At 35.1% G+C, this 24,863-nt stretch carries 27 protein-coding genes; 17 read left to right on the top strand and 10 right to left on the bottom strand.

Annotated features, from left to right (window positions below):
• Positions 1-128: 128 nt before the first annotated feature.
• A complete protein-coding gene (locus BK577_RS16480; protein ID WP_078433961.1) occupies positions 129-809 on the top strand; it encodes a BMQ_0737 family morphogenetic spore coat protein in 681 nt (226 codons plus the stop codon).
• Between the two features lie 95 nt (positions 810-904).
• Here BK577_RS16480 and BK577_RS16485 read toward each other — a convergent pair whose 3' ends face one another.
• Together BK577_RS16485 and BK577_RS16490 are read right to left on the bottom strand one after the other, a co-directional pair.
• Positions 905-2,017, bottom strand: a complete 1,113-nt coding sequence (locus BK577_RS16485; RefSeq protein WP_245823529.1) for an ABC transporter permease — start codon at positions 2,015-2,017, stop codon at positions 905-907.
• A 1-nt stretch (position 2,018) separates the two neighbouring features.
• Positions 2,019-2,948: an ABC transporter ATP-binding protein gene (locus BK577_RS16490; protein ID WP_078433962.1), complete on the bottom strand. Its 930-nt coding sequence runs from the start codon at positions 2,946-2,948 to the stop codon at positions 2,019-2,021.
• A gap of 197 nt (positions 2,949-3,145) precedes the next feature.
• On the opposite strand from BK577_RS16490, the gene BK577_RS16495 reads away from it, so the two are divergent.
• The 3 genes from BK577_RS16495 (at position 3,146) to BK577_RS16500 (ending at position 4,501) form a co-directional block, all read left to right on the top strand.
• Positions 3,146-3,634: a hypothetical protein gene (locus BK577_RS16495; protein ID WP_078433963.1), complete on the top strand. Its 489-nt coding sequence runs from the start codon at positions 3,146-3,148 to the stop codon at positions 3,632-3,634.
• A gap of 97 nt (positions 3,635-3,731) precedes the next feature.
• Positions 3,732-3,869: a hypothetical protein gene (locus BK577_RS26060; protein WP_169908329.1), complete on the top strand. Its 138-nt coding sequence runs from the start codon at positions 3,732-3,734 to the stop codon at positions 3,867-3,869.
• 299 nt (positions 3,870-4,168) lie between these two features.
• On the top strand, positions 4,169-4,501 hold the full coding sequence (locus BK577_RS16500) for a hypothetical protein (RefSeq protein ID WP_245823530.1): 333 nt from the start codon (positions 4,169-4,171) through the stop codon (positions 4,499-4,501).
• Positions 4,502-4,537: 36 nt separating this feature from the next.
• On the opposite strand, the gene BK577_RS16505 is transcribed toward BK577_RS16500, so the two are convergent.
• A complete protein-coding gene (locus BK577_RS16505) occupies positions 4,538-4,834 on the bottom strand; it encodes an RNA polymerase alpha subunit C-terminal domain-containing protein (RefSeq protein ID WP_078433965.1) in 297 nt (98 codons plus the stop codon).
• A gap of 310 nt (positions 4,835-5,144) precedes the next feature.
• Here BK577_RS16505 and ilvD point away from each other — a divergent pair, with 310 nt between their 5' ends.
• Positions 5,145-6,821 carry a dihydroxy-acid dehydratase gene (gene ilvD, locus BK577_RS16510; protein WP_078433966.1) on the top strand — a complete coding sequence of 559 codons (1,677 nt, stop codon included), beginning with the start codon at positions 5,145-5,147 and terminating at the stop codon, positions 6,819-6,821.
• 66 nt (positions 6,822-6,887) lie between these two features.
• On the opposite strand, the gene BK577_RS16515 is transcribed toward ilvD, so the two are convergent.
• Positions 6,888-7,139, bottom strand: coding sequence for a hypothetical protein (locus BK577_RS16515; RefSeq protein ID WP_078433967.1), 252 nt, complete (start codon positions 7,137-7,139; stop codon positions 6,888-6,890).
• 12 nt (positions 7,140-7,151) lie between these two features.
• Positions 7,152-7,772 (bottom strand): TetR/AcrR family transcriptional regulator, encoded by a 621-nt coding sequence (locus tag BK577_RS16520; protein WP_218970497.1) that lies wholly within the window; start codon positions 7,770-7,772, stop codon positions 7,152-7,154.
• A gap of 285 nt (positions 7,773-8,057) precedes the next feature.
• Here BK577_RS16520 and BK577_RS16525 point away from each other — a divergent pair, with 285 nt between their 5' ends.
• Positions 8,058-8,954, top strand: a complete 897-nt coding sequence (locus BK577_RS16525; protein ID WP_342743305.1) for an NAD(P)-dependent alcohol dehydrogenase — start codon at positions 8,058-8,060, stop codon at positions 8,952-8,954.
• Positions 8,955-9,140: 186 nt separating this feature from the next.
• Here BK577_RS16525 and BK577_RS16530 read toward each other — a convergent pair whose 3' ends face one another.
• Positions 9,141-9,764: a cell wall hydrolase gene (locus tag BK577_RS16530; RefSeq protein WP_078433969.1), complete on the bottom strand. Its 624-nt coding sequence runs from the start codon at positions 9,762-9,764 to the stop codon at positions 9,141-9,143.
• Between the two features lie 222 nt (positions 9,765-9,986).
• On the opposite strand from BK577_RS16530, the gene BK577_RS16535 reads away from it, so the two are divergent.
• The 10 genes from BK577_RS16535 to BK577_RS16580 all read left to right on the top strand — a co-directional run bounded on the left by BK577_RS16535 (position 9,987) and on the right by BK577_RS16580 (position 20,257).
• The gene (locus BK577_RS16535) at positions 9,987-11,102 is read left to right on the top strand and encodes a M20 metallopeptidase family protein (RefSeq protein ID WP_078433970.1); all 1,116 of its coding nucleotides are present in this window, start codon (positions 9,987-9,989) and stop codon (positions 11,100-11,102) included.
• Between the two features lie 188 nt (positions 11,103-11,290).
• Complete coding sequence (locus BK577_RS16540; protein WP_078435289.1) at positions 11,291-11,512, top strand: YdbC family protein; 222 nt, start codon at positions 11,291-11,293, stop codon at positions 11,510-11,512.
• Between the two features lie 150 nt (positions 11,513-11,662).
• Positions 11,663-13,630: a methyl-accepting chemotaxis protein gene (locus tag BK577_RS16545; protein WP_078433971.1), complete on the top strand. Its 1,968-nt coding sequence runs from the start codon at positions 11,663-11,665 to the stop codon at positions 13,628-13,630.
• A 377-nt stretch (positions 13,631-14,007) separates the two neighbouring features.
• Complete coding sequence (locus tag BK577_RS16550; protein ID WP_078433972.1) at positions 14,008-14,802, top strand: amino acid ABC transporter substrate-binding protein; 795 nt, start codon at positions 14,008-14,010, stop codon at positions 14,800-14,802.
• Entirely contained in the window at positions 14,786-15,481 is a 696-nt protein-coding gene (locus BK577_RS16555; protein ID WP_078433973.1) for an amino acid ABC transporter permease, read from the top strand. Before BK577_RS16550 ends, BK577_RS16555 begins: the two co-directional genes overlap by 17 nt.
• 14 nt (positions 15,482-15,495) lie before the next feature.
• Complete coding sequence (locus BK577_RS16560; RefSeq protein ID WP_078433974.1) at positions 15,496-16,254, top strand: amino acid ABC transporter ATP-binding protein; 759 nt, start codon at positions 15,496-15,498, stop codon at positions 16,252-16,254.
• A gap of 151 nt (positions 16,255-16,405) precedes the next feature.
• On the top strand, positions 16,406-16,834 hold the full coding sequence (locus BK577_RS16565; protein WP_078433975.1) for a MarR family winged helix-turn-helix transcriptional regulator: 429 nt from the start codon (positions 16,406-16,408) through the stop codon (positions 16,832-16,834).
• 152 nt (positions 16,835-16,986) lie between these two features.
• Positions 16,987-18,018: an NADH:flavin oxidoreductase/NADH oxidase gene (locus BK577_RS16570; RefSeq protein ID WP_078433976.1), complete on the top strand. Its 1,032-nt coding sequence runs from the start codon at positions 16,987-16,989 to the stop codon at positions 18,016-18,018.
• A 122-nt stretch (positions 18,019-18,140) separates the two neighbouring features.
• Positions 18,141-19,352: a Bcr/CflA family multidrug efflux MFS transporter gene (locus tag BK577_RS16575; RefSeq protein ID WP_078433977.1), complete on the top strand. Its 1,212-nt coding sequence runs from the start codon at positions 18,141-18,143 to the stop codon at positions 19,350-19,352.
• 80 nt (positions 19,353-19,432) lie between these two features.
• On the top strand, positions 19,433-20,257 hold the full coding sequence (locus tag BK577_RS16580; protein WP_078433978.1) for an aldo/keto reductase: 825 nt from the start codon (positions 19,433-19,435) through the stop codon (positions 20,255-20,257).
• A 47-nt stretch (positions 20,258-20,304) separates the two neighbouring features.
• On the opposite strand, the gene BK577_RS16585 is transcribed toward BK577_RS16580, so the two are convergent.
• A complete protein-coding gene (locus BK577_RS16585; protein WP_245823531.1) occupies positions 20,305-20,661 on the bottom strand; it encodes a hypothetical protein in 357 nt (118 codons plus the stop codon).
• 178 nt (positions 20,662-20,839) lie between these two features.
• The gene (locus tag BK577_RS16590; protein ID WP_078435291.1) at positions 20,840-21,172 is read right to left on the bottom strand and encodes an MGMT family protein; all 333 of its coding nucleotides are present in this window, start codon (positions 21,170-21,172) and stop codon (positions 20,840-20,842) included.
• 241 nt (positions 21,173-21,413) lie between these two features.
• On the opposite strand from BK577_RS16590, the gene BK577_RS16595 reads away from it, so the two are divergent.
• Entirely contained in the window at positions 21,414-22,373 is a 960-nt protein-coding gene (locus tag BK577_RS16595; RefSeq protein ID WP_078435292.1) for an aldolase catalytic domain-containing protein, read from the top strand.
• A 48-nt stretch (positions 22,374-22,421) separates the two neighbouring features.
• Here BK577_RS16595 and BK577_RS16600 read toward each other — a convergent pair whose 3' ends face one another.
• On the bottom strand, positions 22,422-23,573 hold the full coding sequence (locus BK577_RS16600; RefSeq protein ID WP_078433979.1) for an endo-1,4-beta-xylanase: 1,152 nt from the start codon (positions 23,571-23,573) through the stop codon (positions 22,422-22,424).
• Between the two features lie 428 nt (positions 23,574-24,001).
• Positions 24,002-24,577 carry a DUF6434 domain-containing protein gene (locus BK577_RS16605; protein ID WP_078433980.1) on the bottom strand — a complete coding sequence of 192 codons (576 nt, stop codon included), beginning with the start codon at positions 24,575-24,577 and terminating at the stop codon, positions 24,002-24,004.
• Between the last annotated feature and the right edge of the window lie 286 nt (positions 24,578-24,863).

The following is a 24,863-nucleotide window of genomic DNA, read 5'->3' on the forward strand; positions in this document are numbered from 1 at the left end:
AATTCGTGTACCATAAGTTTTAAAATAGAAATTTTTTGTAGCCTTTTTATCTATTAGTCTGACGCCTGACCATTTTGCATAAAAAAACATAGTATAAATAAGGAAAAGTGTTGAAAGGTTGTATAAAAATGCCGATGATAAATCAAGAAAGACTGTGTATTACTACTTCAAAAGTATATGATTGGATCGTTGGACAAATTGATGTACCAACTCAAAGTTTTAGAGGAACTGCAGGACTTGTAAGGCTGGGCTTTTCGTGTGAAGAAATAACGGATCAAACGAAAGGCGGGCCCTTACTTTCTGAATGTATTCCAACAGATGCAGAGGGAAATCCGATTGATCCTTTATCACCAGGCTCTATATCATGTACAGAACTAACACAACCTGGCGGAAGGAGAAATGTTGATGTTACTCTTTCTTCAGGAGAAACTGTCACTCTGCAAGAAGTGATGATATTAATAAGAGGATATTATGTGATACAAATCAGTAGCCCTAGTGGTGTTACGTGTACATCCTCGCCACAGACTTACTCCGTTATTCAAACATCCATACTTTGTGCACCTGAGGGAACAAATTTAACATGTGATATTACAGATTTTCAGTGCTTTTCTTGCAACTCATGTAGTTTAGATGACGAAGGAAATCAACAATTCCAACAGATTGATGTTTCAATTACGCTTTGTCATAGTCTACAGGTAGAGAGCACAGTTACAATAGAGCTGGATGCAGATATTTGTCAACCGCGATTAACGAAAATAGAACGTAATTGCCCTCAAATCAATATTCCACCAGTATGTCCGGCTTTTTAAAATCAGAATAAAATAATAGAGATGCGCCCTTTAAATCAAAATAAGGCACATCTCTAATTTCTGTTCAATTGTTCAATTGTTCAATTTACTATTTTTTATCTAACAGCAACGATCGATTTTCTTTTATATAACAAAGATCCCAATACAAATGTGCATACTCCCCAAAGAACCATTATTCCAATACCTATCCATATGTTTGTAGAAAGTATACTTGTTTCATAGACCATACTTTCTCTTAAGCCTTCAACAAAATAGGTGAGAGGAAGAACATTCGAAATTGGTTGTAGCCATTCCGGCATCGTTTCAACAGGGAAAAACACACCGCTTAGAAACATCATAAGAAAGTTTGAAATATTAGCTACACCCATATATGCTTCAGTGGTATTACTAAAGGAAGAAATAAAATATCCCATCGCTGTAAATGAAAGGGTACCAAGTAAAAATACAATCAGAAGGCTTGGAAGATTGATAAATAAGTTGGCACCAAAGATAAATACGCCTATTAAGGATAATAACAGGATTTGAACAACACTAAATAACACACGCATAATCATATCGCTTAAACCAAAATAATTCATATTGGCAGGGGTCATCCGGAGCCGTTTGATCAACCCTTTTCTGCCCATCTCAACCAAACCTACCATCCCAAACATACCACCTTGCGCAATGGAAAGAGCAATCATACCTGTTAATAGAAAATCAGTATATTGTAATTCCGTATTACCTGAAGAGATTGCTTCAATTTGTAATTCATATGTTGGTGTTATACCTGCAGCCGAAAGATTTGCTTGTTGCACAAATTGATTCAGCATACCAGAAAGAGCTTGAGCAGTGACTCCTTGCTCATCTTCTTTGTTTACAACCAATTGAAGGGCAGATGCATCTATTGATTCAGGTAGGATGATAGCAGCATCCACTTCCTGATCTCTGACCAATTGTTCAGCCTTATCTCTTGAAACAGGATCTTCGTTCTCAAATTCAAATACTGGAATATGCTTAATTTGCTCAAGGAGCATCGCAGAGGTTGGATTCGGCTTTTCATCAACGATGGCCACACTTGCTGAGAAGTCTGTATCACTTCGCCCACTAAAAATTGACATAAAAATAATCATTAATATAACTGGAAAAAAGATACCCCAAAACCATGATTGCTTTTCTCGAAACGTTAATTTAAGTTGGGCTATAAACATTTGCTTAAATTGGTTCATATTAATCCCTCCATTCCTTGCCCGTATAAGCAATAAACACATCCTCCAGACTCATTTCACGAATGGACACCTGTTCTACCTGATAGTTTCTTTCTTTTGTAAATCCAAACAAATCAACCAACGTATCCTCAGGCTTTGTTGTCCATAACTTTAATGAACTACCTTCGCGCTCAGTATTAGTCACTGATTGGAGGGTTTTCGCAAACATATTTGCTTCCTCAGATGCGTGATCACCATCAAGAAAGGTGAGACGAACTTCTCTTTCTTTTGTTAGCTTTTCTATTAGGGAAGAGGGAGTATCCAATGAGACAACTTTGCCTTGATCAACAATACAAACCCGATCACTTAATTTTTCTGCTTCTTCCATATAATGTGTGGTTAATATCGTCGTTTTCCCTAATTCCTTAAGCTGTAAAATAATATCCCAGATATTGCGTCTAGCTTGTGGATCTAAACCTGTTGTTGGTTCATCAAGGAAGATGATGTCAGGATCACTTATCATCGCAAGACCGATCGCAAGTCGCTGACGTTGACCACCTGACAGCTTCTTAACTTGATTTTTCCTGTGATCAACAAGATTAACAAGTTCTAATATTTCATGTGTAGATCGTGCTTTGTCATAGAAGCTTGCAAAGAGGTTAAGATTTTCTTCAGGAGTTAATAAATCGAACATGGCACCAGATTGAGGCTGAACCCCTATTTTCTTTTTAATTTCATTTCCGTTCTTTTCCCATGATAAATCACCAAAGGTAATTTCACCGGCATCGGGAGTCACTAATCCTTCAACCATTTCCAGTGTTGTTGTCTTTCCAGCACCATTCGGACCGATAATGGTGAATATTTCTCCTGAATTGACTGAAAAATTAATATCCTGAACCGCACGAATTGAGCCAAATGACTTTTTCAAATGCTTTACTTCTAATACAGTCACGTTTTCTCCTCCTTTTCAAGAATTTTGCAACCATTTAATTTTACGCAATAAAATACATAATAGTTTCACTATTTTAAAAATTCTAAACTTTATTTCTTTGGTCAATATATTTTCAACACAAAAGCTTCTTAATGGTATATTTATAAATAAGGATAGATACGGTTGGTAACTGTACATATTTCAATGGGGGAAGGCTTATGTTTAAGGTGAAAACAGTGAAAATTGATGGTGAAGAAATTCACGTATTTAATAGCGCGATCTTTATTTTTGAAGCTAGTACTGGATTGACTTTAGAATGTAATGTGATTGTGACTGAAGTTGTCGTGAAAAAATATCAACGAGAGGAAAATGTTATTGTAGAAATAGAATTGGAAGATGGAAGAATAATCAATTCAATTATGATGGTGAATACAATACATGGTGGATTGCCACAATTACATTTATGCTGCAATATTGATGACACTGAAGAATATAAGGATTTTGATCGGGTAAACGAAAATGATACAAGATTTCCAGACATAGAAGAGGGAGTGACTCTGGAGGATATAAGAAAAGTCGAAATGCCAATTGAACCGATTACTCTAAAATTAAAACTTCCTATCGATCAGGTCGAATGGTTAAAAAAGCAAAAAAAGAACGAATTGAACGAAATTATATCAGAGATTATTAAGTTGAAAAGACAATAATTTTTTTAAAAAGATTGGTACATTTCATGACACATTTTCTTTCCTCCGTCATATATTAGCTTCTGTGAGAATTTTTAATATGAAAGGAAACGTGATCATGAGCAATTATCAAATAAAGGTACCAAAAAAGGAAGAATATAAAGGTGGTAGTAATGGATATAAGGTTATTGAAGTAAATGTATCCACTTCGACCGATAGTTTATATGCAGTAGTTACTCCTGTTAAAAAAATGTAAAAATGAAGAAAAACAATCTTTTTGTACATATACATAGAAAGATTGTTTTTCTTTTTAACGGCAAAAAAGTAGATATTCCTCTCTTAGTCTAAGTACGTACTTGTATCAAATGACCATATTGAGGGCATAGTAAAAATAAAAAGGAAATAAACATGATTTTACTTTTTACTTCCATTATTTTGTTTAACTTAATTGCTTATAAATATTCTAAGAGGCTAACTCAAAATCAAATCTGTCATATTTGGATTTTCACTATTTCATTTCAAGTGTTATTTGATATATTTATGGAGTATAAATATATGGCTTACTGGTATTTTGATAAAGGTGTGGATTGGCTGGGATTGTTGGCACATATTTTCTTAATACCTCCAGTTAATATCATTTTTTTGAACGGGTTTCCATCTAGATCATCTCCACTGAGGCAATTAGTATATATTGTCTTATGGACTTGTTTTGTACTCATTTATGAATACACTACTATATTACCGGAGCCGATAGGGTTTTTTCATTTAGGCTGGTGGGAGGTATGGTATGACATTTTTGTTGCCCCTGCTCTCTTCATTATCTTACTAGGGTATTATAAGTATATTTTAATTTTAGAAAAAAAGGTTTTAGATAGTAGGAACACTTAAAAAAACGCCATTTTAATGGCGTTTTTTCTAAGTAATCTATTTATTTTTAAATGTTAGTCCAATTTCCTGCAATGCTGAACGAAGTTTTGGTAAAGAGGAGGGGCCGATACCATGGAATGACAGGATTTCTTTTTCGCTATATTTAGCAAGCTCCTCGACGGTTACGATTTCTTTGCTCTCTAGTGCTCGTCGTGCTGGTGCAGAAAGAAGTGACAAAAATCCTGTTACAGGCTTTCGCTCATTTTCACAAATTGGACATGTAGGGCAATCACTGCTTTTCTCAAACACATGTCCATTTTTACATGTTCGTTTTGTCTTTTTAGAGTCTGTCATTAGCAAGGCTCCTTCTTTACAGCTATTTATAAATATTGTAGCAGATGAACCTGCCGATATCCTCATAAAACATAATTCACATGAAAATTAATCGATATTTGCAATTTGGAAATAATAATATTTCTATACTTTAAGTGTAAAACCTATTAAAAAGAAAGAATTTTCATAATATAAACTTATATTCTAGCTTTTCAGAAAGATAAATTAGTATAATATTATTCAAATAAGAAGAAATATATTGATTATTTAGTCAATTAGAAGTACCCTTATAATATCATTCTTGAATTATGTTTAGTGAAGGGAGTTTTGAATGATGAATTTACGTAGCAATATGATTAAAAAGGGCTTTGACCGCGCCCCACATCGCAGCTTACTTCGTGCTGCAGGGGTAAAAGAAGAGGATTTTGATAAACCGTTTATTGCGGTTTGTAATTCATATATTGATATTGTACCTGGTCACGTACATTTACAAGAGTTTGGAAAAATTGTTAAAGACGCAATTCGCGAAGCTGGTGGAGTTCCGTTTGAATTTAATACGATCGGTGTAGACGATGGTATTGCAATGGGCCATATCGGAATGCGTTATTCATTACCAAGCCGTGAAATCATTGCTGATTCTGTTGAAACAGTCGTATCTGCACACTGGTTTGACGGAATGGTTTGTATTCCAAACTGTGATAAAATCACTCCGGGTATGATGATGGCGGCATTACGTATCAACATTCCTACACTATTTGTTAGTGGAGGTCCAATGAAGGCCGGTGTAACAAGTGATGGTAAGAAAATCTCTCTATCTTCAGTTTTTGAAGGAGTAGGAGCCTTTCAATCTGGTAAACTTGATGAAAAGGGCCTAACAGAACTAGAGCAATTCGGTTGCCCAACTTGTGGATCCTGCTCAGGAATGTTCACAGCTAACTCAATGAACTGTTTAGCTGAAGCACTTGGACTAGCAATGCCGGGTAACGGGACAATTTTAGCTGTTGATCCAAAACGTAAAGAGTTTGTTAAAGAATCTGCTAAACAATTAATGAATTTAATTAAAGATGATATTAAACCGAGAGATATCGTGACAGAAAAAGCAATTGATAATGCATTTGCACTTGATATGGCACTGGGCGGTTCTACAAATACAGTATTACACACATTAGCTTTAGCGCATGAAGCTGAAATTGAATATCCAATTCAACGTATTAATGAAGTAGCAGCACGTGTTCCTCATTTATCTAAGCTTGCACCAGCATCAGATCATCATATCGAAGATTTGCATGCCGCAGGTGGGGTATCTGCTGCATTATATGAGCTATCGAAAAAAGAAGGAGCTCTTCACCTTGATACTTTAACAGTTACAGGTAAAACATTAGGTGAAAACATTGCCGGCTGTGAGATACAGGATCATGAAGTCATCCGACCAATTGACAATCCTCATACAGAAAAAGGCGGACTTGCTGTTTTATTCGGTAACCTTGCTCCAGATGGTGCGATCATTAAGACAGGTGGCGTACAGAACGGAATTACTAGTCATGAAGGTCCTGCGATCGTATTCGAATCACAAGAAGAAGCAATCAACGGAATTGCCAATGGAAAAGTAAAAGAAGGACATGTCGTGATTATCCGTTATGAAGGACCAAAAGGCGGTCCGGGAATGCCGGAAATGTTATCTCCAACTTCGATGATCGTTGGGATGGGACTTGGACCAAAGGTAGCGCTTGTTACTGACGGACGTTTCTCAGGTGCATCTCGTGGTCTTTCAATCGGGCATGCTTCACCTGAAGCTGCTGAAGGCGGTCCACTTGCATTCGTTGAAAATGGTGATCATATTGTCATTGACATTGAAAACCGTACAATGGATGTTCAAGTTGAGGAAGACATATGGGCAGAACGTAAAGCAAACTGGAAAGGCTTTGAACCTAAAGTGAAAAAAGGATACTTAGCCCGTTATTCTAAGTTAGTTACTTCTGCAAGTACTGGCGGAATTATGAAAATCTAAAGATAAATACAATTGGGGTTGGAAGCTGATAATTCCAACCCTTTATAATTGTATAAGAAGGAAAATCTATTTAATTCTTTTTATATTCAACAAATTAGATATAACTGTTACGACACCGGCAAAAAAAATGCCTATTCCCCAAATGTAACCTCCAATGCTTCCGATAATTCCCACTATAGACAAGACAATACCTATCATCCCTCCGACCATAGACCCTACTTTTGAAATATGCTTTGAAGGATATTCTCCATTTGCAGCTCGTTTAGAAAATTCTACGTATTTTTGAGTATGTTCGCCAGCTTTAACTTTCTTTATCATCTTGATCTCCACCTATTCAAATATTTTCTCAATTAAGTGATCTACCATAAAATCGAAAACATCAAATGAATGACTAAGCATTTTATCTCTCAGTGAAATAGTAAGTAAAGTTGTGGATAGGACAGACAAAGCTAAATCTTCACTTATTTTTAATGTTAAGAAAGGTTTCCTTAACATAGTCTTGGCTCCTTCATAGCTGAGAGAATTTAGTTCGGATTGTTGCTGAATTGAAAGCTTATTGAAAAAACTTATAAAATCTTCACTCGTTGTTTCATACATAAAAGGACTTTCATAATACACTCTATAGATTTTTTTCAATGCTTTTGCAACGCCATATTTGTTCGGAGTCTCTGATAAAATCTCCTCAATTTTGGAGTATAGATTTATTTGTACAGATTTTAATGTTTGTAAAAAAAGATCTTCCTTTGTATCAAAGAAAAGATAAAATGCACCTTTGGAAATTCCTGAACCTTTACATAGTTCATCAATATTGGTTTTCTTATAGCCAAATTTTTGCCAATTCAATTTACAATTTTTGATGAGTGTTTGGTTGATATTTAATTTTTCTTGTTCAGTGAATCCTTTTGGAATTAGTTCCACCCTCCTTGTGACTATAAATATTATTTTAGTCATACATATTATACGGTAAGTGATTATAAAAGTAAATTAATTCCAATATTGGTTTTAAAATCAATTTTTGATGAAGAGATTGATTGAGGAACGATGTAAAATTAAAGTGATTAAGAAGTGTTATCCAGTAAGAAAGTCATGTATATAAGTGGGCTTAACTTCCTTTATCAAGAATAATATATTGTAAGTGTCATTTTTATTTAGGGAGGAATTTATATAAAAGCGATCTTTTCCGGCAAATACGGTCCGCCTGAAGTCCTGGAAGTAAAGGAAGTACCAAAACCAAGCGTGAATGATAATCAAGTTTTAGTGAAAGTCCATGCAGCCTCAATAAATTATGGAAATCTGGTGTTACTAAAGGGAGAACCTAAACTTGCGCGTCTGGTATATGGACTGTTCAAACCTAAATATTCTATACCTGGTGGAGATATATCTGGGATCGTTGAAGAGGTTGGATCACTTGTAAAAAAATTTAAACCTGGTGATGAAGTGTTTGCAGATTTATCTAATTCTGGTTGGGGTGGGTTTGCAGAATATGTATCCGTTTCAGAAAATGTACTAGTGAGTAAGCCTTCTAATTTGACGTTTGAGGAAGCTGCAGCAGTTCCAATGGCGGCAGTGACTGCTCTTCAGAGTTTGAGAGATAAAGGGAAAGTAAAACAAGGTAAAAAAGTTTTGATTTATGGAGCGTCTGGGGGCGTTGGAACGTTTGCGATTCAAATTGCTAAATCACTTGGTGCTCAAGTTACTGCAGTTAGCAGTACGAAAAATATTCACACAGCAAAATCTCTTGGTGCAGACTTTGTTTTAGATTATAAAAAGGGAGAATTTGAAAAAGCAACAACTCGTTATGATGTAATTTTAGGAGTAAATGGTCATCAGCCTTTAACTATCTATAATCGAGCTTTATCTACCAATGGGGTATTTGTCCATGTAGGAGGTTCAGAGGCTCAAATGTTTCAAGCGCTGTTTCAAGGTCCATGGATCTCAATGAGAACAAGAAAAAGGTTTGGTACATTTTTACAGAAAGCAAACCAGTCAGACTTGTACTATATGAAAGAACTTATTGAATCAGGCAGTGTAAAACCTGTTATTGATCGTTGCTATAAGCTCAGTGAAATAATACAAGCATTTAACTATTTTGCTGAAGGGCATGCTCGTGGAAAGATCGTATTGACAATTTAGAAAAGGAAACAAAAAAGTGGAACCAATCAGACTTGGTATGGTTCCACTTTTTTTCGTAGAAAAGATAATAACTAATTATTTTAAACAATTATGTATTTACTAATAACTTAGAAAGAAAGCTACGATATGTGAACAGGATATCATATAGAACCCTGATAATTTAACCTGAATTTTTATCTTACTGAATTAATTTTTAAACACATGTTGTCCAATAACTACAGTCGTTTCTCTGGAATCTAACCAGCGATTTGTAGCAATATCAGGGTTATAAAAAAATAATGAGTCTTTAGCAATTTTCCTCATATCAGATAATGCTGCGAAGACAGCTCTTCTAGATTCTTTGTCAGCAGGTTTGTTAATTTCACCATTTGAGACAGGTTGGAATTGTCCACTTTGATAGATAACATCTCTAATTGTATCCGGGAATTTCGGACTATCTACACGATTTAATACAACACTGGCAACTGCAACTTTTCCCTCAAAAGGTTCTGATTGAGCCTCAGCTCGTACAATTCTTGCTAATAAATCTATGTCAGCTTCTGCAATATTTACTTTACTTGAAATAGTTTCCCCACGACTTGCAACGACTGGTCGACTTTTTTTATCTTTATCTATAGAAATCTCTTGTCCCACATAAATGAGATCGAGGTTTTTTACCTGTGGATTTACTGAAGCTAATTCGGAAAGTGACAAACCATTGTCTCTTGCTATTTTTGACATTGTATCCCCTTTTTGCACAGTATAAGCGAAAATAGGTTCAGCCGATAAAAGAGTGAAAAGTAATGTTAGTAAAAAAATTAGTTTTTTCAAAATTTGTCCTCCTAGACGATTTCTTTTTTGAACTCTTGTCTCATTCCATACCTATGTGATAAAAAATCCGAATAGTGTTACAATTTGTTTACATAGACGTTACAAGAAGCTCGAAATATCTTAATATAGGAAGAAATAGGAAATTTCATGTAGTCTTTTTGGATAATAGTCTCTATGAAACATATACTTTTGTAAATTCATATCTAAAAAGGGGATGAGGCAGTGGAAGCAAAAAATCTGGAATTAGCTAAAAATTTACGTCATGAACTTCATCAACATCCTGAACTCTCAAATCATGAGGTATGGACGAAAAACTATATAATCCAGTTCTTAAAAACATATACTTCGCTAGAAATTGTTGACAATGGTCAATGGTTTTATGCGGTGTATAGAGCTGGTGAAAAGAGAAGAAATATTGCATTTCGAGCAGATTTTGATGCTCTGCCGATTGATGAAACGATAGACATTGCACATTCTTCTAAATACCCCGGTATCTCACATAAATGTGGACATGATGGTCATACTGCATGCCTAGTTGGCTTCGCTCTTGAGGTTGATCAAAAAGGAGCAGATAAAAATATCTTTTTTCTCTTTCAGCATGCAGAAGAAACAGGAGATGGTGCCATTCAATGTGTCCCATTTTTACAAGAGAACAACATAGAAGAAATTTATGCCTTTCACAATATGAGTGGACTGACATTAAATTCGGTTTATGTAATTGACGGAACGGCACATTGCGCATCAAAGGGAATGACTATTCTAATGGAAGGCACACCGGCACACGCAAGCCAGCCTGAAGATGGAGTGAATCCAGCTTTTGCTATAGCAGGGATTATTAATACGATTCAAGATCTTACTTCCTCCAATACGTATAAAGGAAGGGTATTGTGTACAGTCGTGCATGTAAATATTGGAGAAAAAGCCTTTGGTATTGCAGCAAGTAAAGGGAGCTTAATGCTTACATTACGTGCTTATTATGAAGAAGAACTTGTACAACTAGAAAAAAGCATTGAAAAGTTAACACTTTCTCTGGCCAAACAATATGGACTAAAACCAAGTTTCTCATACACTGATAAGTTTCCTGAAACGGTAAATCATAAAGAAAGCACAGATAAAATCAGATCAATCTGTGAAAAGAAAGAAATTCCCCTCGATGAAATAAAGGAAGTATTTCGTGCATCAGAAGATTTTGGTCATTATTTAAAAGTAACAAAAGGGGCTATTTGCTATATTGGCAATGGGGAAGACTACCCTCATATACATACAGTTCATTATGATTTTCATGATGGAATTATTGAGACAGCAGTAGAACTATTTAAAGGTCTAGCGGAAATGTAAAAGCTATATAAGTTTAAGCATACATAAGTCCTGTACAGTCTGACCTATGAATTGTATGGAGATTCAGATCAAGGTCATTATGTAATAATACATAATGATTACTACATAAACCACAACATTTTCTATCATACTTATTATGGTAAAATATCTAAAACAATGTTTATTAGACAAAACAAGAGGTGAGCATTCTGGCAAACATAAAATATGAAATTCAGCAAAGTTTTGGAGTCATTTCTGAAGGTGCAAAAGGATGGAAAAAAGAATTAAATTTAATAAGTTGGAACAACAGGGATCCGAAATATGATCTAAGAGATTGGGATGAACAACATGAGAAAATGGGGAAAGGGCTAACAATGTCAAAAGATGAGTTGATTAAATTGAGAGATTTATTAAATTCGATGGAATTATGAGAAGGAACCTATCAAAAGGCTCCTTTTTTGATACTTATTTTTCGTTATTATTGATTTCTGTTTTTATAGACTTATGATATATTCGCTGATAAAATTGATAGGTATATTTACTTATATTTATTATTTCACGTTGGAGGCTTAAATGTAGACATGATCAAGACATTAAAAGCAAAATTATTTCTTTCTCTGCTATTAGTATCAATCGTCCCATTACTAATTGTTAGTATTGTGCTTTATATAAATACAAATCAGGGATATGATACTGTACTAAAAAATGAACAAGCTGTTAATGCGGAATCGATTTCAGATCGACTGAACACTTCTTCAACAGAACTTCTTGAGTTAACAAAATACTATGCTAAACAGCCAGAAGTAATTGAGGTTTTTAAACAAGGTGACCGAGAAAAGATGGCAGAGTTAGTTAAATCTACATTTGAGCGGCTGCAACGAGAGCATCAGTTGGATGTTTTCGAGGTTGGGGATGCATATGGCACGGTATTTTTTAGAGGTCATAACCCGGAAAAGTATGGAGATGACAAAAGTGATAAACCGGTTATACAGGCTTCATTAGAAGGAAGGGAATTAGCTGGTTTTGAATTTGGAACAAGTGGTTTAGGAGTGAGAGCGTTTGTTCCCATTATGGATAACAGTGAAGTAATAGGTACATTGCAAACAGGATTAGATGAAAAAGTAATCGAAGAAATCACACAATCCATGAAGGGTATTAGATTATCCATATCAAATATTGAAGGTGAAATTTTAGTAGCCTCTCATGAAAAATATGTAGGTGGAAAGATAGATAATTCTTCCATCCTTAATAAAGTTTTGAGTGGAGAGGAAGTTTCAAATGAAGATAAAGAAAGCTTAGAATTCTATATGCCGCTTTTTGACCCTACAAAAACGGAAGTTATCGGGGTTATCCAAATCGTCCAAGACACCGGTATGATCAATCAGATGAATAATCAAGCTTTATTATTCCTTGTCATTACTGCGATAACTACTCTTATTATTGTAATATTCATAGCAATGTTGTTAAGTAGAAGCTTTTCAGAACCAATTAAAGATATAATGAACTTTATGGGCGAACTTGCCAAAGGTAACCTGAAAAGCACATTGAAAATTAAAAAGAGAACAGATGAAATTGGACAACTTTCCCACTCAGTTGTTGTGACACAGTCTAGTATGAGGGAGATGTTACAACAGATTTCAACCCTATCATCAACAGTTTTACAGCAATCTACTGCAATGAAAGAGGCATGCATAGAAATAAATGAGGGTAGTGATCAAATAGCTACAACTATGCAGGAAATTGCAATGGGATCCGAAGAACAAGCAAGTAGTTCCTCAAACTTATCACAACAAATGGATATTTTTGTGGATGGCATTAAGCAAGCAAATGAAAATGGTGCTATGGTACAAACATCATCATCTGATGTCCTAAACATCACAAAACAGGGTGAAAGCCTAATGAAAGAGTCTATTCAGCAAATGGACGCATTATTTCAGATTATGAACCAAGCTGTTCAAAAAGTAGATAGACTTGAACAGCAATCTATAGAAATTGCGAAAATAGTCACTGTTATTCAAGCAATCTCAAATCAAACAAATCTATTAGCATTAAATGCTGCAATTGAGGCTGCAAGGGCAGGAGAAGGCGGTAAAGGATTTGCTGTTGTTGCAAATGAAGTACGAAATCTGGCAGAACAAGTATCAAACTCAATTTTAGATATAACGACGATCGTCTCTAATATTCAATCTGAATCCACCAGTGTGATTGAAGCGCTGACCAATGGTTATAAACAAGTTGAGATAGGATCAAATCAACTACAGCAAACAGAAAAAGCTTTTTATGAAATAAATGAATCTGTGTTAAGTATGGCTAATAAAGTGAAAAATATAACGACACAGCTTTCAGATATAACATATCATAGTCAACATATAAATCAATCCATCGACAATATTGCTTCGATATCGCAAGAATCCGCAGCAAGTATTGAAGAAACTAGTGCAACTGTTCAACAAACAAACAGCTCTATAGAACTTCTCTCAAGAAATGCTAATTCTCTTGAACAGCTTTCAGAAGAATTACAAAAAATGGTCAAAACGTTTCATATATGATTGAATGAAACCACACCATTTCGTTGTGTGCCTTTGTTTTAATAAAGAGAATGGAAGATGATATAAATATTCCGAAAAAATAAAATTTTATGTGCATCAATTTAAAAAAACTAAGTAGAAAAAGAATCCGTCTTATAACAGATTCTTTTTTTTTTCGTGCAAAACAAGATTTTATATTTCCTGTTCAAAATCAAGAAAAAAAGAAAGTGTAAAAAGTAAGAAGAGTCTAAACATTTCAACTTATATTGTTCCAAGGTTTTTTTGTTGATATGTAAAACTTGCTGTGGCATTGTAGGATAATCCCTCTGCTATTAAACCAAACTAATACGTGTCTTACTCTTTACTAACAAACCAAATACTACTGGGAGGTACACAACATGAAAAAGTTATATTTGAGCCTTTTGGCTGCAACTTTACTTTTCCTTTTAGCTGCTTGTGGAGGAAATCAGGATAATGCAAACGGGAAAACAGATTCACAAGATGCCGCTGAGAAGGAAGTTCTTAAAGTTGGTACTGAAGGAACATATGCACCATTTACATTCCATAATGAAGAAGGAGAACTAACCGGATATGACGTTGAAGTGATCAAAGAAGTTGCCAAGCGCATGGGTGTTGAAGTGGAATTTATGGAGACACAATGGGATTCAATGTTTGCTGGTTTAAACTCAAACCGTTTTGATTTAATCGCGAATCAGGTCGGAATCAATGAAGAACGCTTAGCCAATTATGACTTTTCGAACCCTTATACATATTCTTCATCTGTTATTGTTACAAAGGCCGATAACAATGATATTAACACGTTTAAGGAATTAAAAGGGAAGAAATCAGCACAATCGTTAACTAGTAATTATGGCGCAATTGCTGAAGAAAATGGAGCAGAGATTGTAGGAGTAGAAGGCCTTGCACAATCGATTGAATTAATTAAACAGGGGCGTGCTGAGGTAACAGTAAATGATAAATTAGCTGTTTTAGATTATATGAAAACACAAAACGATAAAAATGTAAAAATTGTAGCAGAGTCTGATGATGTATCCGAAATGGCATTCACATTTAATAAAGGAAATGAAGAGCTGATAGAAAAGGTTAATAAACAATTAGAAGCAATGCAAGAAGATGGCACATTAACAAAAATTTCCGAAGAATGGTTTGGCGAAGATGTTTCTGCAAAGTAATACAATAACAGCTGATATGGGAGGTTGGGAGTTATTTTTCAACTCTCTTCTCCCTATGATTACAGGAGCCATTCAATACACGATCCCACTTACATTAATTTCATTTACTGGTGGTATGATTTTAGCGCTAATCACTGCGATGATGCGGATATCAAAATCACGTATTTTACAGATACCTGCAGCAGTGTATGTTTCAGCAATCCGTGGAACACCATTGCTTGTGCAATTATTCATTATTTTTTACGGCTTGCCTAACTTGGGTGTTAATCTTGATCCGTTTATTAGTGCCACTATTGCTTTTATATTAAATGTAGGTGCCTATGGATCCGAAATCTTACGGGCTTCTATTTTATCTATTCAAAAAGGACAGTGGGAGGCCGCTTATACCATAGGAATGACGAGATGGCAGGCTCTATATCGTATCATTCTTCCGCAAGCAACTAGAGTTTCTGTACCGCCACTATCTAATTCATTTATTAGTTTAGTAAAAGATACGTCACTAGCTTCACTTGTATTAGTAGCTGAATTATTTCGAAAAGCACAGGAAATTGCAGCAAGGACATATGACTTTTTGCTTTTGTATGTCGAAGCAGCACTTATTTATTGGGTTATTTGCTTACTTTTATCACTCGTTCAAATCGCAATAGAAAAACGTCTGGATCGTTATGTAGCAAAATAAGGGAGGTGTAAAGCTTGTATTTATCAATAAAAGGGTTGGCAAAATCATTTGGGGAAAATGAAGTATTAAAAGATGTGAATGTTGACATTCAAAAAGGTGAAGTAGTATCGATTATCGGTCCTTCCGGATCAGGTAAAACAACCTTACTTCGTTGTTTTAATGGGCTAGAGGATCCTGATAAGGGGCTTTTCACCTTTCATGATGGGCAAATTTTAAATTTTGAAGAAAAAATGAATAAACGAGATATCGTACAATTCAGCAGAAGATCAGGTATGGTTTTTCAAGCTTATCACCTATTCCCTCATAAAACTGCATTGGAAAATGTAATGGAAGGCCCTATTATTGTTCAAAAGCGAAATAAAGCTGAAGTCAGACAGGAAGCGGAAACACTCCTTGAAAAAGTAGGGTTAAAAGATAAAATGAATTTTTATCCCCATCAATTATCAGGAGGACAGCAGCAGAGAGTAGGTATTGCCAGGGCATTGGCATTAAAGCCGGAATTGATGTTATTTGATGAACCAACATCTGCTTTAGACCCTGAATTAATTGGAGAAGTTTTAACTGTAATAAAAGACTTAGTCAAAGAAAATTGGACGATGATTATCGTCACCCATGAAATTCAATTTGCTGGTGAAGTATCAGATAAAGTGTTATTTATGGATGGTGGATACATCATAGAACAAGGCACACCAGATGAGGTACTTAAGTCACCGAAAGAAGAAAGAACTAAAAGATTCTTACAAAGAATTTTACATCCTTCAATTGAGGTGTAGGCTGAATATTTGGATAAGGATTGAATCCATCATCCTTATCTTCATTTCCGTGCTTAATATCAGAAAGAGAATTTGACTATTAAAATACTTACTTGATAGTATTAAAAGAAAAACAATGATTTACCAAGGCACTGAGATAAGGTGGTTGCAAATGAAATCAAATGAACCAAATCAATTGATCTCCGATTGGATGTCTTTAGCAAACATTCAAATTCGCGTGGAACATGAACTAGAATCAATTCTTCAAGAAACCCATCAATTAACATTAAAAGAATTTTATGTGCTATTATTTCTTTCACAAACACCTAATAAAAAATTAAAATTACAGCAATTACAAAATATGGTTGGATTAAGCCAGAGTGCAATGTCACGCTTAGTCAGCAGATTTGAGGCTAAAGGCTGTGGAACATTAAGAAGGCATGTTTGTGTTGAGGATCGTCGCGCAATCTTTACAGCTCTAACAGAGTCAGGAGAAAAAAAACTGGAAGAAGCCATTAAAACAGTACATCAAACATTACAACATTCTTTTGCTGATAAAGGAATACAAGCTGAATTAAAAAGGCTGCTTTCTCAATTTTAGAAGGAATAGCAATAGCTTATTCTGCAATACAAATAAGGTAATAGGTTCTTTTAAGTTAGGAATCATTTCGCTTGACGAAATATTTTCTCATGTGATAATTTTGTATGCATGCACATACATTTTATTAGATTTTCATAGAAGGAGTTTTTAAGTTGAAACATTTATTCAGTCCATACGAGATAAAAGATCTTTCACTAAAAAATCGTGTAGTTATGCCACCAATGTGTCAATATTCTGTAACAAACAAAGACGGGATCGCAACCGATTGGCATTATATGCACTATGTAAGTCGGGCGATTGGTGGAGCCGGATTAATAATTATTGAAATGACTGATGTTGAACCAGATGGTCGCATTACAGATTTTGATTTGGGATTATGGTCAGATGAACAAATCCCTGCATTAAAACGTATTGTAGATGCTTGTCACCAATATGGTGCAAAGGTTGGTATTCAAATTGCACATGCTGGCAGAAAAGCAGAAGATGCTGCCGAACCAGTAGCTCCATCTGCCATTGCTTTTGATGAAAATTCGAAGACTCCAAGAGAGCTATCAACAGCTGAAGTAAAAGACATGGTTGAAAAGTTTCGACTTGCAGTAGGCCGTGCGGTTCAAGCAGGGGTTGACGTAATTGAACTTCATGGTGCACACGGATATTTAATACATCAATTTCACTCTAGTTACACAAATAAACGAACAGATGAGTATGGCCGGGATCTAACCAAGTTTGGAAGAGAGGTCATTGAAGCAGCAAAAGGAGAAATGCCCGAGAGTATGCCTCTCATCATGAGAATATCAGCAAGAGAATATGTAGATGGAGGGTATGGATTAAACGAGAGCATTGAGTTTTCACGTGAATATCAACGCGCTGGTGTTGATATGTTCCATATCAGTGCAGGTGGAGAAGGTCCAATTGCTGCAGCAGGAAGACCAGGTACACATGTTGCATACCAAGTACCAATGGCCAGAGCAATAAAAGAGGCTTTACAAGTACCAGTTATTGCTGTAGGAAGATTAGATGAACCGGCTTTAGCAAACTCTGTAATTGGAAACGAAGAAGCTGATCTTGTAGCAGTTGGGCGCGGCATGCTAAGAAATCCTTACTGGACTTTAGAAGCAGCAACTGTTTTACGAAAAGAAATTGATTTACCTAAACAATATATAGCTGGCTTTCCAAGAAATTAGAAGGAAAAGTTAACCGGTTAAAGAATATGTTAGATAGAACAATAAACTAGAATTTTATGAAATTCTAGTTTTATTGTTCAAATATAAATTTATATTTTTCTTTATAGAAGGGCGAGAACATTTTGAATAAATTATCCGGAACAAAACGATTACAGCTTGCTTTGCTTTTAGGATCACTTGGACTATTAGGACCGTTTACGATTGATATGTATCTGCCTTCATTTCCTACAATTGTAGAAGATTATCAAACAGAAGCATCTTTAGTACAGATTAGCTTAACGACCTGTCTATTAGGGCTTGGATTAGGTCAATTAATTATTGGTCCAATGAGTGATGTTCAAGGTCGACGTAAGCCATTACTTATTTTCTTGATTTTATATTTATTAGCATCATTAACTTGTTCGTTTGCACCCAATATTTATACCTTTATTGCATCACGTTTCGTTCAAGGCTTCGCTGCAGCAGGCGGACTTGTTATTTCCAGGGCTGTAGTTCGGGACGTATATAGTGGTAAAGAATTAACTAAGTTCTTTTCATTATTAATGTTGGTTGGGAATTTGGGTCCAATCGTAGCACCGATCGTAGGAGGCGGTGTTCTTGCGTTTACAAATTGGTCAGGGGTTTTCGTTGTTTTAGCAGGTGTTGGATTAATCTTATTTCTAATTGTTACATTTAAAATGGAAGAAACCTTACCAAAAGAAAACCGGGTACCAAGCAATTTTAAACAAGTAGTCAGCAATTTTGGTTCATTATTAAAGGATCGGCAATTTACAGGCTATGCACTTACACAAGGCTTTATGATTGCCGGTATTTTTGCCTATGTATCTGGTATCCCATTTGTCTATCAAAATATTTATGGCGTATCTCCACAAGTATTTAGTGTATTATTCGGAATAAATGGTATTGCTTTAATTATTGGAACTCAATCTGTTGGTCGGTTAACAGATTATATTTCTGAGAAAACATTCTTAAAAATAGGTTTAATTCTTTCTAACACAGCTGGTGCACTTTTACTTATTGCACTTCTTTTAAAAGCGCCACTTATACTGGTCGCCATTCCAATCTTCTTTTTAGTAGCGTCGATCGGAATTATATCAACGACTTCCTTTGCACTGGCAATTGAAACTCAAGGTCATATTGCGGGAAGTGCATCCGCATTATTAGGCTTATTGCCATTTGTTTTAGGCTCTTTAACAGCACCTCTTGTAGGAATTGCCGGCGAATATAATGCGATTCCAATGGGTGTCGTGATCTTCTCAGCTAGCTTTTTAGCATTTTTATCATATTACGGCTTAGTTCGCAAATCTTCTGCAAGTATTCAAACTGCCAAATAATACGTATTCTTTTTCATTTAGATGGAATTCTAGTATAGTAATAATGAACATGGACTTTTTAATAAAGGAGAGAGTGTAAAATGAATTTTGTTACATTAAACAATGGATTAAAAATGCCGCAGCTTGGCTTTGGAGTATGGCAAGTTGAGGATGATCAAGCAACTTCAGCTGTTAAAAAAGCCATTGAGGTTGGTTACACTTCGATCGATACAGCAATGATCTATAAAAATGAAGTCGGTGTTGGTAAGGCAATTAAGGAAGCATCTGTCCCACGTGAAGAGCTATTCATCACGACCAAGGTATGGAATACTGATCAAGGATATGAAAATACAATAAAAGCATTTGAAGCAAGCTTGGAAAGATTAGGTCTGGATTATGTTGATCTATACCTTATTCATTGGCCAACACCAGAGTTTGATCAATATGTTGATACATACAAAGCACTTGAAAAACTATATAAAGATGGGAAAGTTAAAGCAATTGGTGTATGTAATTTTGAAATTGAACATTTAGAAAGATTATTAAACGAATGTGAAGTAGTGCCGGTTCTTAACCAAGTTGAGTGTCATCCATACCTTGCACAAAATGAATTAAAAGAATTCTGTGCTAAACATAATATTTTTGTTGAAGCATGGAGCCCACTGGATCAAGGTGGAGAGGCATTACAAGATGAAGTGATTCAAAAAATTGCAAACTCACATAACAAATCAACAGCACAAGTAATTTTACGCTGGCATTTACAAAACAATACAATTGTCATTCCAAAATCAGTAACCCCTTCTAGAATTGAAGAAAACTTCAACGTTTTCGACTTTGACCTAACGTCTGATGAAATGAATGCAATCAATGAACTTAACCGTAACCGACGTAAAGGTCCACATCCAAATGAAATGAATGTAAGATAATGAAAAGACTGCTTCCAAAACATGTTGGAGCAGTCTTTCTTGCATTCTTACTTTTTAGAAAGTTTCCATGCAGGGATTAGAGAATGAAAATAGAAAAAATAGCTCATAACCATATGTATCACAGTGTAAATCGCAAGTGTAGTCAGGTAGGTAAGAAACCATTGACCAACTGAATCATCTAAAAAGAAAAATAATAAAATCATACCGATTGGAAAGGGAACTAATACGATTAACCAAATTGGTGCACCAACAGCCTCTGTTATTGCACCTAGCGATACCACAGAGAATCCTATCAATATTGCTTGCCAAAAGGCAATTCCATCACTTATGAGTATACTTCCTAAATCATATGAGATGGCTGTAAGAATAATAGCCAGCATAAAATCAACTGCATATTTCATCATTATTCAACTCCTCAGGTAGTCTCTTACTATATTACCATTATCATCCATTTCCCGTAAATATTATAGATTAATAGGTTCAAAACAATGAAAGAAGAGGGAGGATTCTGATTCGTTTACTATATTGTCTATCTGTTGGTCGCTGGTACTATTATTATGTAAATTGATAAAATAAAGTTGATTATGACCATTCCCCTTCATGATCTACACGTGGGTAAAATTGATATTGGGATAAATCAATTGAATGATGCTCGGTTAATTTTATGCCTTCATTTTCAAGGAATTGCTTTTGCAATAGAAAGGAGGATTCTTCTTTAAAACCAATCTCACCTTTGGCATTCACAACCCGATGCCATGGGAGTTGGTATTTCGCACTCATTGAATGAAGGATGCGTACAACTTGTCTGGCACCTCTTGGACTGCCTGCCAACCGGGCAATCTGGCCGTATGTCATAACATGACCTTCTGGTATATGCAATATAAGATGTATAACTCTTTCTGTAAAAGGGCGAATGATAAACACCTCCCAGGTTTTAGAGTTTCGAGATGGCTAATAAAAGATAAGCATAACTTTATATGTATTATTTATATAATATAACACATAGTACCATAGTAAAATTTGAAACAGAAATTACTACTAATCATAACTAATTTTTTCATAATTCCTAATACTTTTACAAAATCTGTTGACAGTTGTAAGTCCTTGTGGCAAATTTAAAAGATATATTTACATAATTCAGGAGGAAATGATGACTATGGAAAATCGCACGAATATAATCGATTGTACCATTCGTGATGGCGGGTTAGTAAATAATTGGGATTTCAGCGTAGAATTTGTTCAAGACTTGTATCACGGCCTAAATGAGGCTGGTGTTGAGTATATGGAAATTGGCTATAAAAATTCACCAAAGCTTTTAAAGGCTAGCGAACCAAATCCATGGAGATTTCTTGATGATCAGTTTCTTAAAGAAGTGATTCCTGAGAAAAAAAACACAAAACTATCTGCTCTTGTTGATATTGGCCGTGTTGATCCAGATGATGTTTTACCACGCGAACAGAGTGTATTAGATATGATTCGAGTGGCATGTTATATCCGTGAGGTAGACAAGGGTCTTGAGCTCGTACAAATGTTTCACGAACTTGGCTATGAAACAGCTCTTAACATCATGGCGCTTTCCAGCGTTCCGGAGAACCAATTAATCGAGGCTTTTGACATGGTTAAGGAAAGCCCAGTAGATGTTGTTTATATTGTTGATTCGTTTGGAAGTTTAGATCCTTCTGACATTGAACACCAAGTAAAGAAATTTAAAGGCATGCTACCTAACAAAAAATTTGGTATTCATACACATAATAATATGCAGCTTGCTTTTGCCAACACATTAACAGCAATGCGTAATGGAGTTAATTTCCTTGATTCATCTGTTTATGGAATGGGTAGAGCGGCAGGGAATTGCCATACAGAGCTCCTTGTTACACATATCCAAAAAGCAAGCTATGAGCTTAAACCAGTTCTGGGTATCATTGAAAAGCATATGCTGGACATGAGACAAAAGTGGGAGTGGGGGTATATCATTCCTTATATGATCTCTGGAACATTAAATGAACATCCACGTGTAGCAATGGCTTACCGTGATAGTGAGGATCGGGATAAGTTTGTTGAGTTTTATGATAAAGTCACTTCACCTGAAGCATCAGTTGCTCCTGCGACAAAATAAATAACGTAATAAAAACTCAGCCCCAATAAGGCTGAGTTTTTTTAAAATTTAATCCATAATTACATCATAAGCTGGTTTGACTTGATACTCATTATCAAATACAAATGGCGCGTCTACGCCAACACCATCATTATATTGCTCCGCACGATCGTTTAACCATGTATGATTATCAGCAATTCCCCAGAAGGTAACATTGCTAATATTGCTATCTAATCTTTCATAAAGTTCAAATAATGCATTATAACGTACTGCCTGTCTTTCAAACTCAGATTCAGGTATGTCTTCATAAGTTGGATAAGCAGGTCGTGGCGGCCATCCATATAAACTCACATCTAACTCGGTAATTTGGTTATCTAAGCCTAAGCTTTCAAATAGACGAATGGAATCCTCAATTTCTTGAATTGAAGGCCATCCAATTTGAATATGTGTCTGATGTCCAACCCCATCAATCGGCACACCTTGTTCCAATAAATCCTTCACTAAATTGTATAAAAAATCTCTTTTGGGTTGTACTTCTGTATTATAATCATTAATGTATAATTTAGCATCTTTACCGCCGTATTTTCTAGCTGTTTCAAACGCAACTTTAATATAATCTGTTCCAGTTATTTGATACCAAGGAGATTCACGTAGGCCTTTATCATTTGATGCGTATTCATCAATTACTTCATTCACAACATCCCATGCATCGACATCGTTTTTATAACGCTTTACAATTGTCTTTACATGTTTTTCCACACGTTTAAGAAGAAGCTTTTTATTTTTCTCCCTTTGCTTTGGATCTGTTTCTTCAATCATTGGATTTCCATTTTTGTCTAAAAAGAACCATTCAGGAACTTGACTATGCCAAATTAATGTATGAAAGCGTAGGTTCAAATTGTTTTCTTTTGCAAATTTCACAATTTTATCAGCTTCTTTAAAATTAAATTTTCCTTCTTCAGGCTGAATATTAATTGGCTTCATTACATTCTCTGCAACAATACTGGTATAATGACGTTTTAAAACTTCTCCATTCATTCCTTCTAGTTGATAAGGTTCCACTGCTGCTCCAATTGTAAAAGAATTATCATATCTCTCACTAATTGAAGGAACCTCAAGAGCACTTCTTGTTTCGTTTGCTGACGCAGCATTTCCTCCTACTGGTAAAAGTAAAGCTAAAGCTAATCCAGAAATAAGTGGTTTTCTTAAAACTTTTAACATTGTATCGTCTCCTTTTTAAAGAACATAAAGTAAGGACTTACAAAAGAGTTGTCCAGCATAACCTCCTTAATAATAATAAAGAAGAGGAAGGAAGTAAGGGGTTACATATGCATGTTCATTTAATTCCTCTTAAGCTCGAAATGATTATACCAACAAACAAAATAGTTTGTATACTGAATAAACTAAGTAATTGGAGATGATGGTAAAAATGAATCTTTATTCATAATAACCATAATAGAATATGGTAAAAAATGAAAATTAATAGTTCCTTCGACATCTTATTGAAAGCGAGATTTTCTTGTACTTACACAAAAAGAAGACCAAGAAATACATGGGAGGAAACTTACTCTGAAATCTATGCAAAAGATGACAAGTGAACAAATACAATAAAAGAGAAATGAAGAAGATGAAGCATTACTTAATGCTCATCAACATTCATTATCGGATACATATTTATTGCTCCCAGGAAGTTTCTTTATCTTTTTCCAGGCTTCAATTGCATCTGTTCGATTTTTTCCTCGATTCTTAGGATCAGCAAAGAAGTCACGAGTGAATTGATTATATTCAAATTGCGGGGCGATTTTTTTCGTATAAGTTGGGGCTTTCTTTCGTTCTTCTTCCTCATACCAAGCATCAACAACATCTCGATATGTTTTTCCAATGTTATTTTTAAAGTAGTCCTGGATATACGTAGAAAAATGAAATTTAGGGATAACTGTCTTAAAAAATGCTCTCACACTCTGACTGCAACGATGATTTTCTGTAATAACAGTATCAAGGCTTAATTCTTCGAGCAATTGAATATTTCTTTTTACACTTGGTTTTCTAATAGGAGATTTTATCTCTCCTGTTTTTAAAAATGCCTCAATTCTATCTGCGATTTCCTGTTTTGAACCAGTAACGCTAATCAAGTTTTCCCTGCAAAATGTTTGTAGTTCCGTTTTCAACCAATAATAATTTTTAAAACTTTGAATGCTGGTATGTTTTGTTAATTTCGGTCTCATTACATATCCTCCTTTTCTCTTTATAACTTATTATAGAACAAATGTTCCTTTCGTACAAAAGAATTATAATCGGAAGTAATTTATTGTGTGAAAGGAATAATCCTCATTCTATACAATTGTTATCACTGCCAATGAAATCATACAGAAAATGGCGATTCTCACGACGTTTTTCCACGTTGAGCATTGAATAGAGAGTTCGATAAAAATACCCTTCAAAACTTGTATGTATTTTTCTCATCCGTTTCATAAATACGGTTTGCTTAAAAGCATATACAATAATATCCAT

The sequence above is a fragment of the Metabacillus halosaccharovorans genome (assembly GCF_002019635.1).
GTDB classification, from domain to species: domain Bacteria; phylum Bacillota; class Bacilli; order Bacillales; family Bacillaceae; genus Metabacillus; species Metabacillus halosaccharovorans.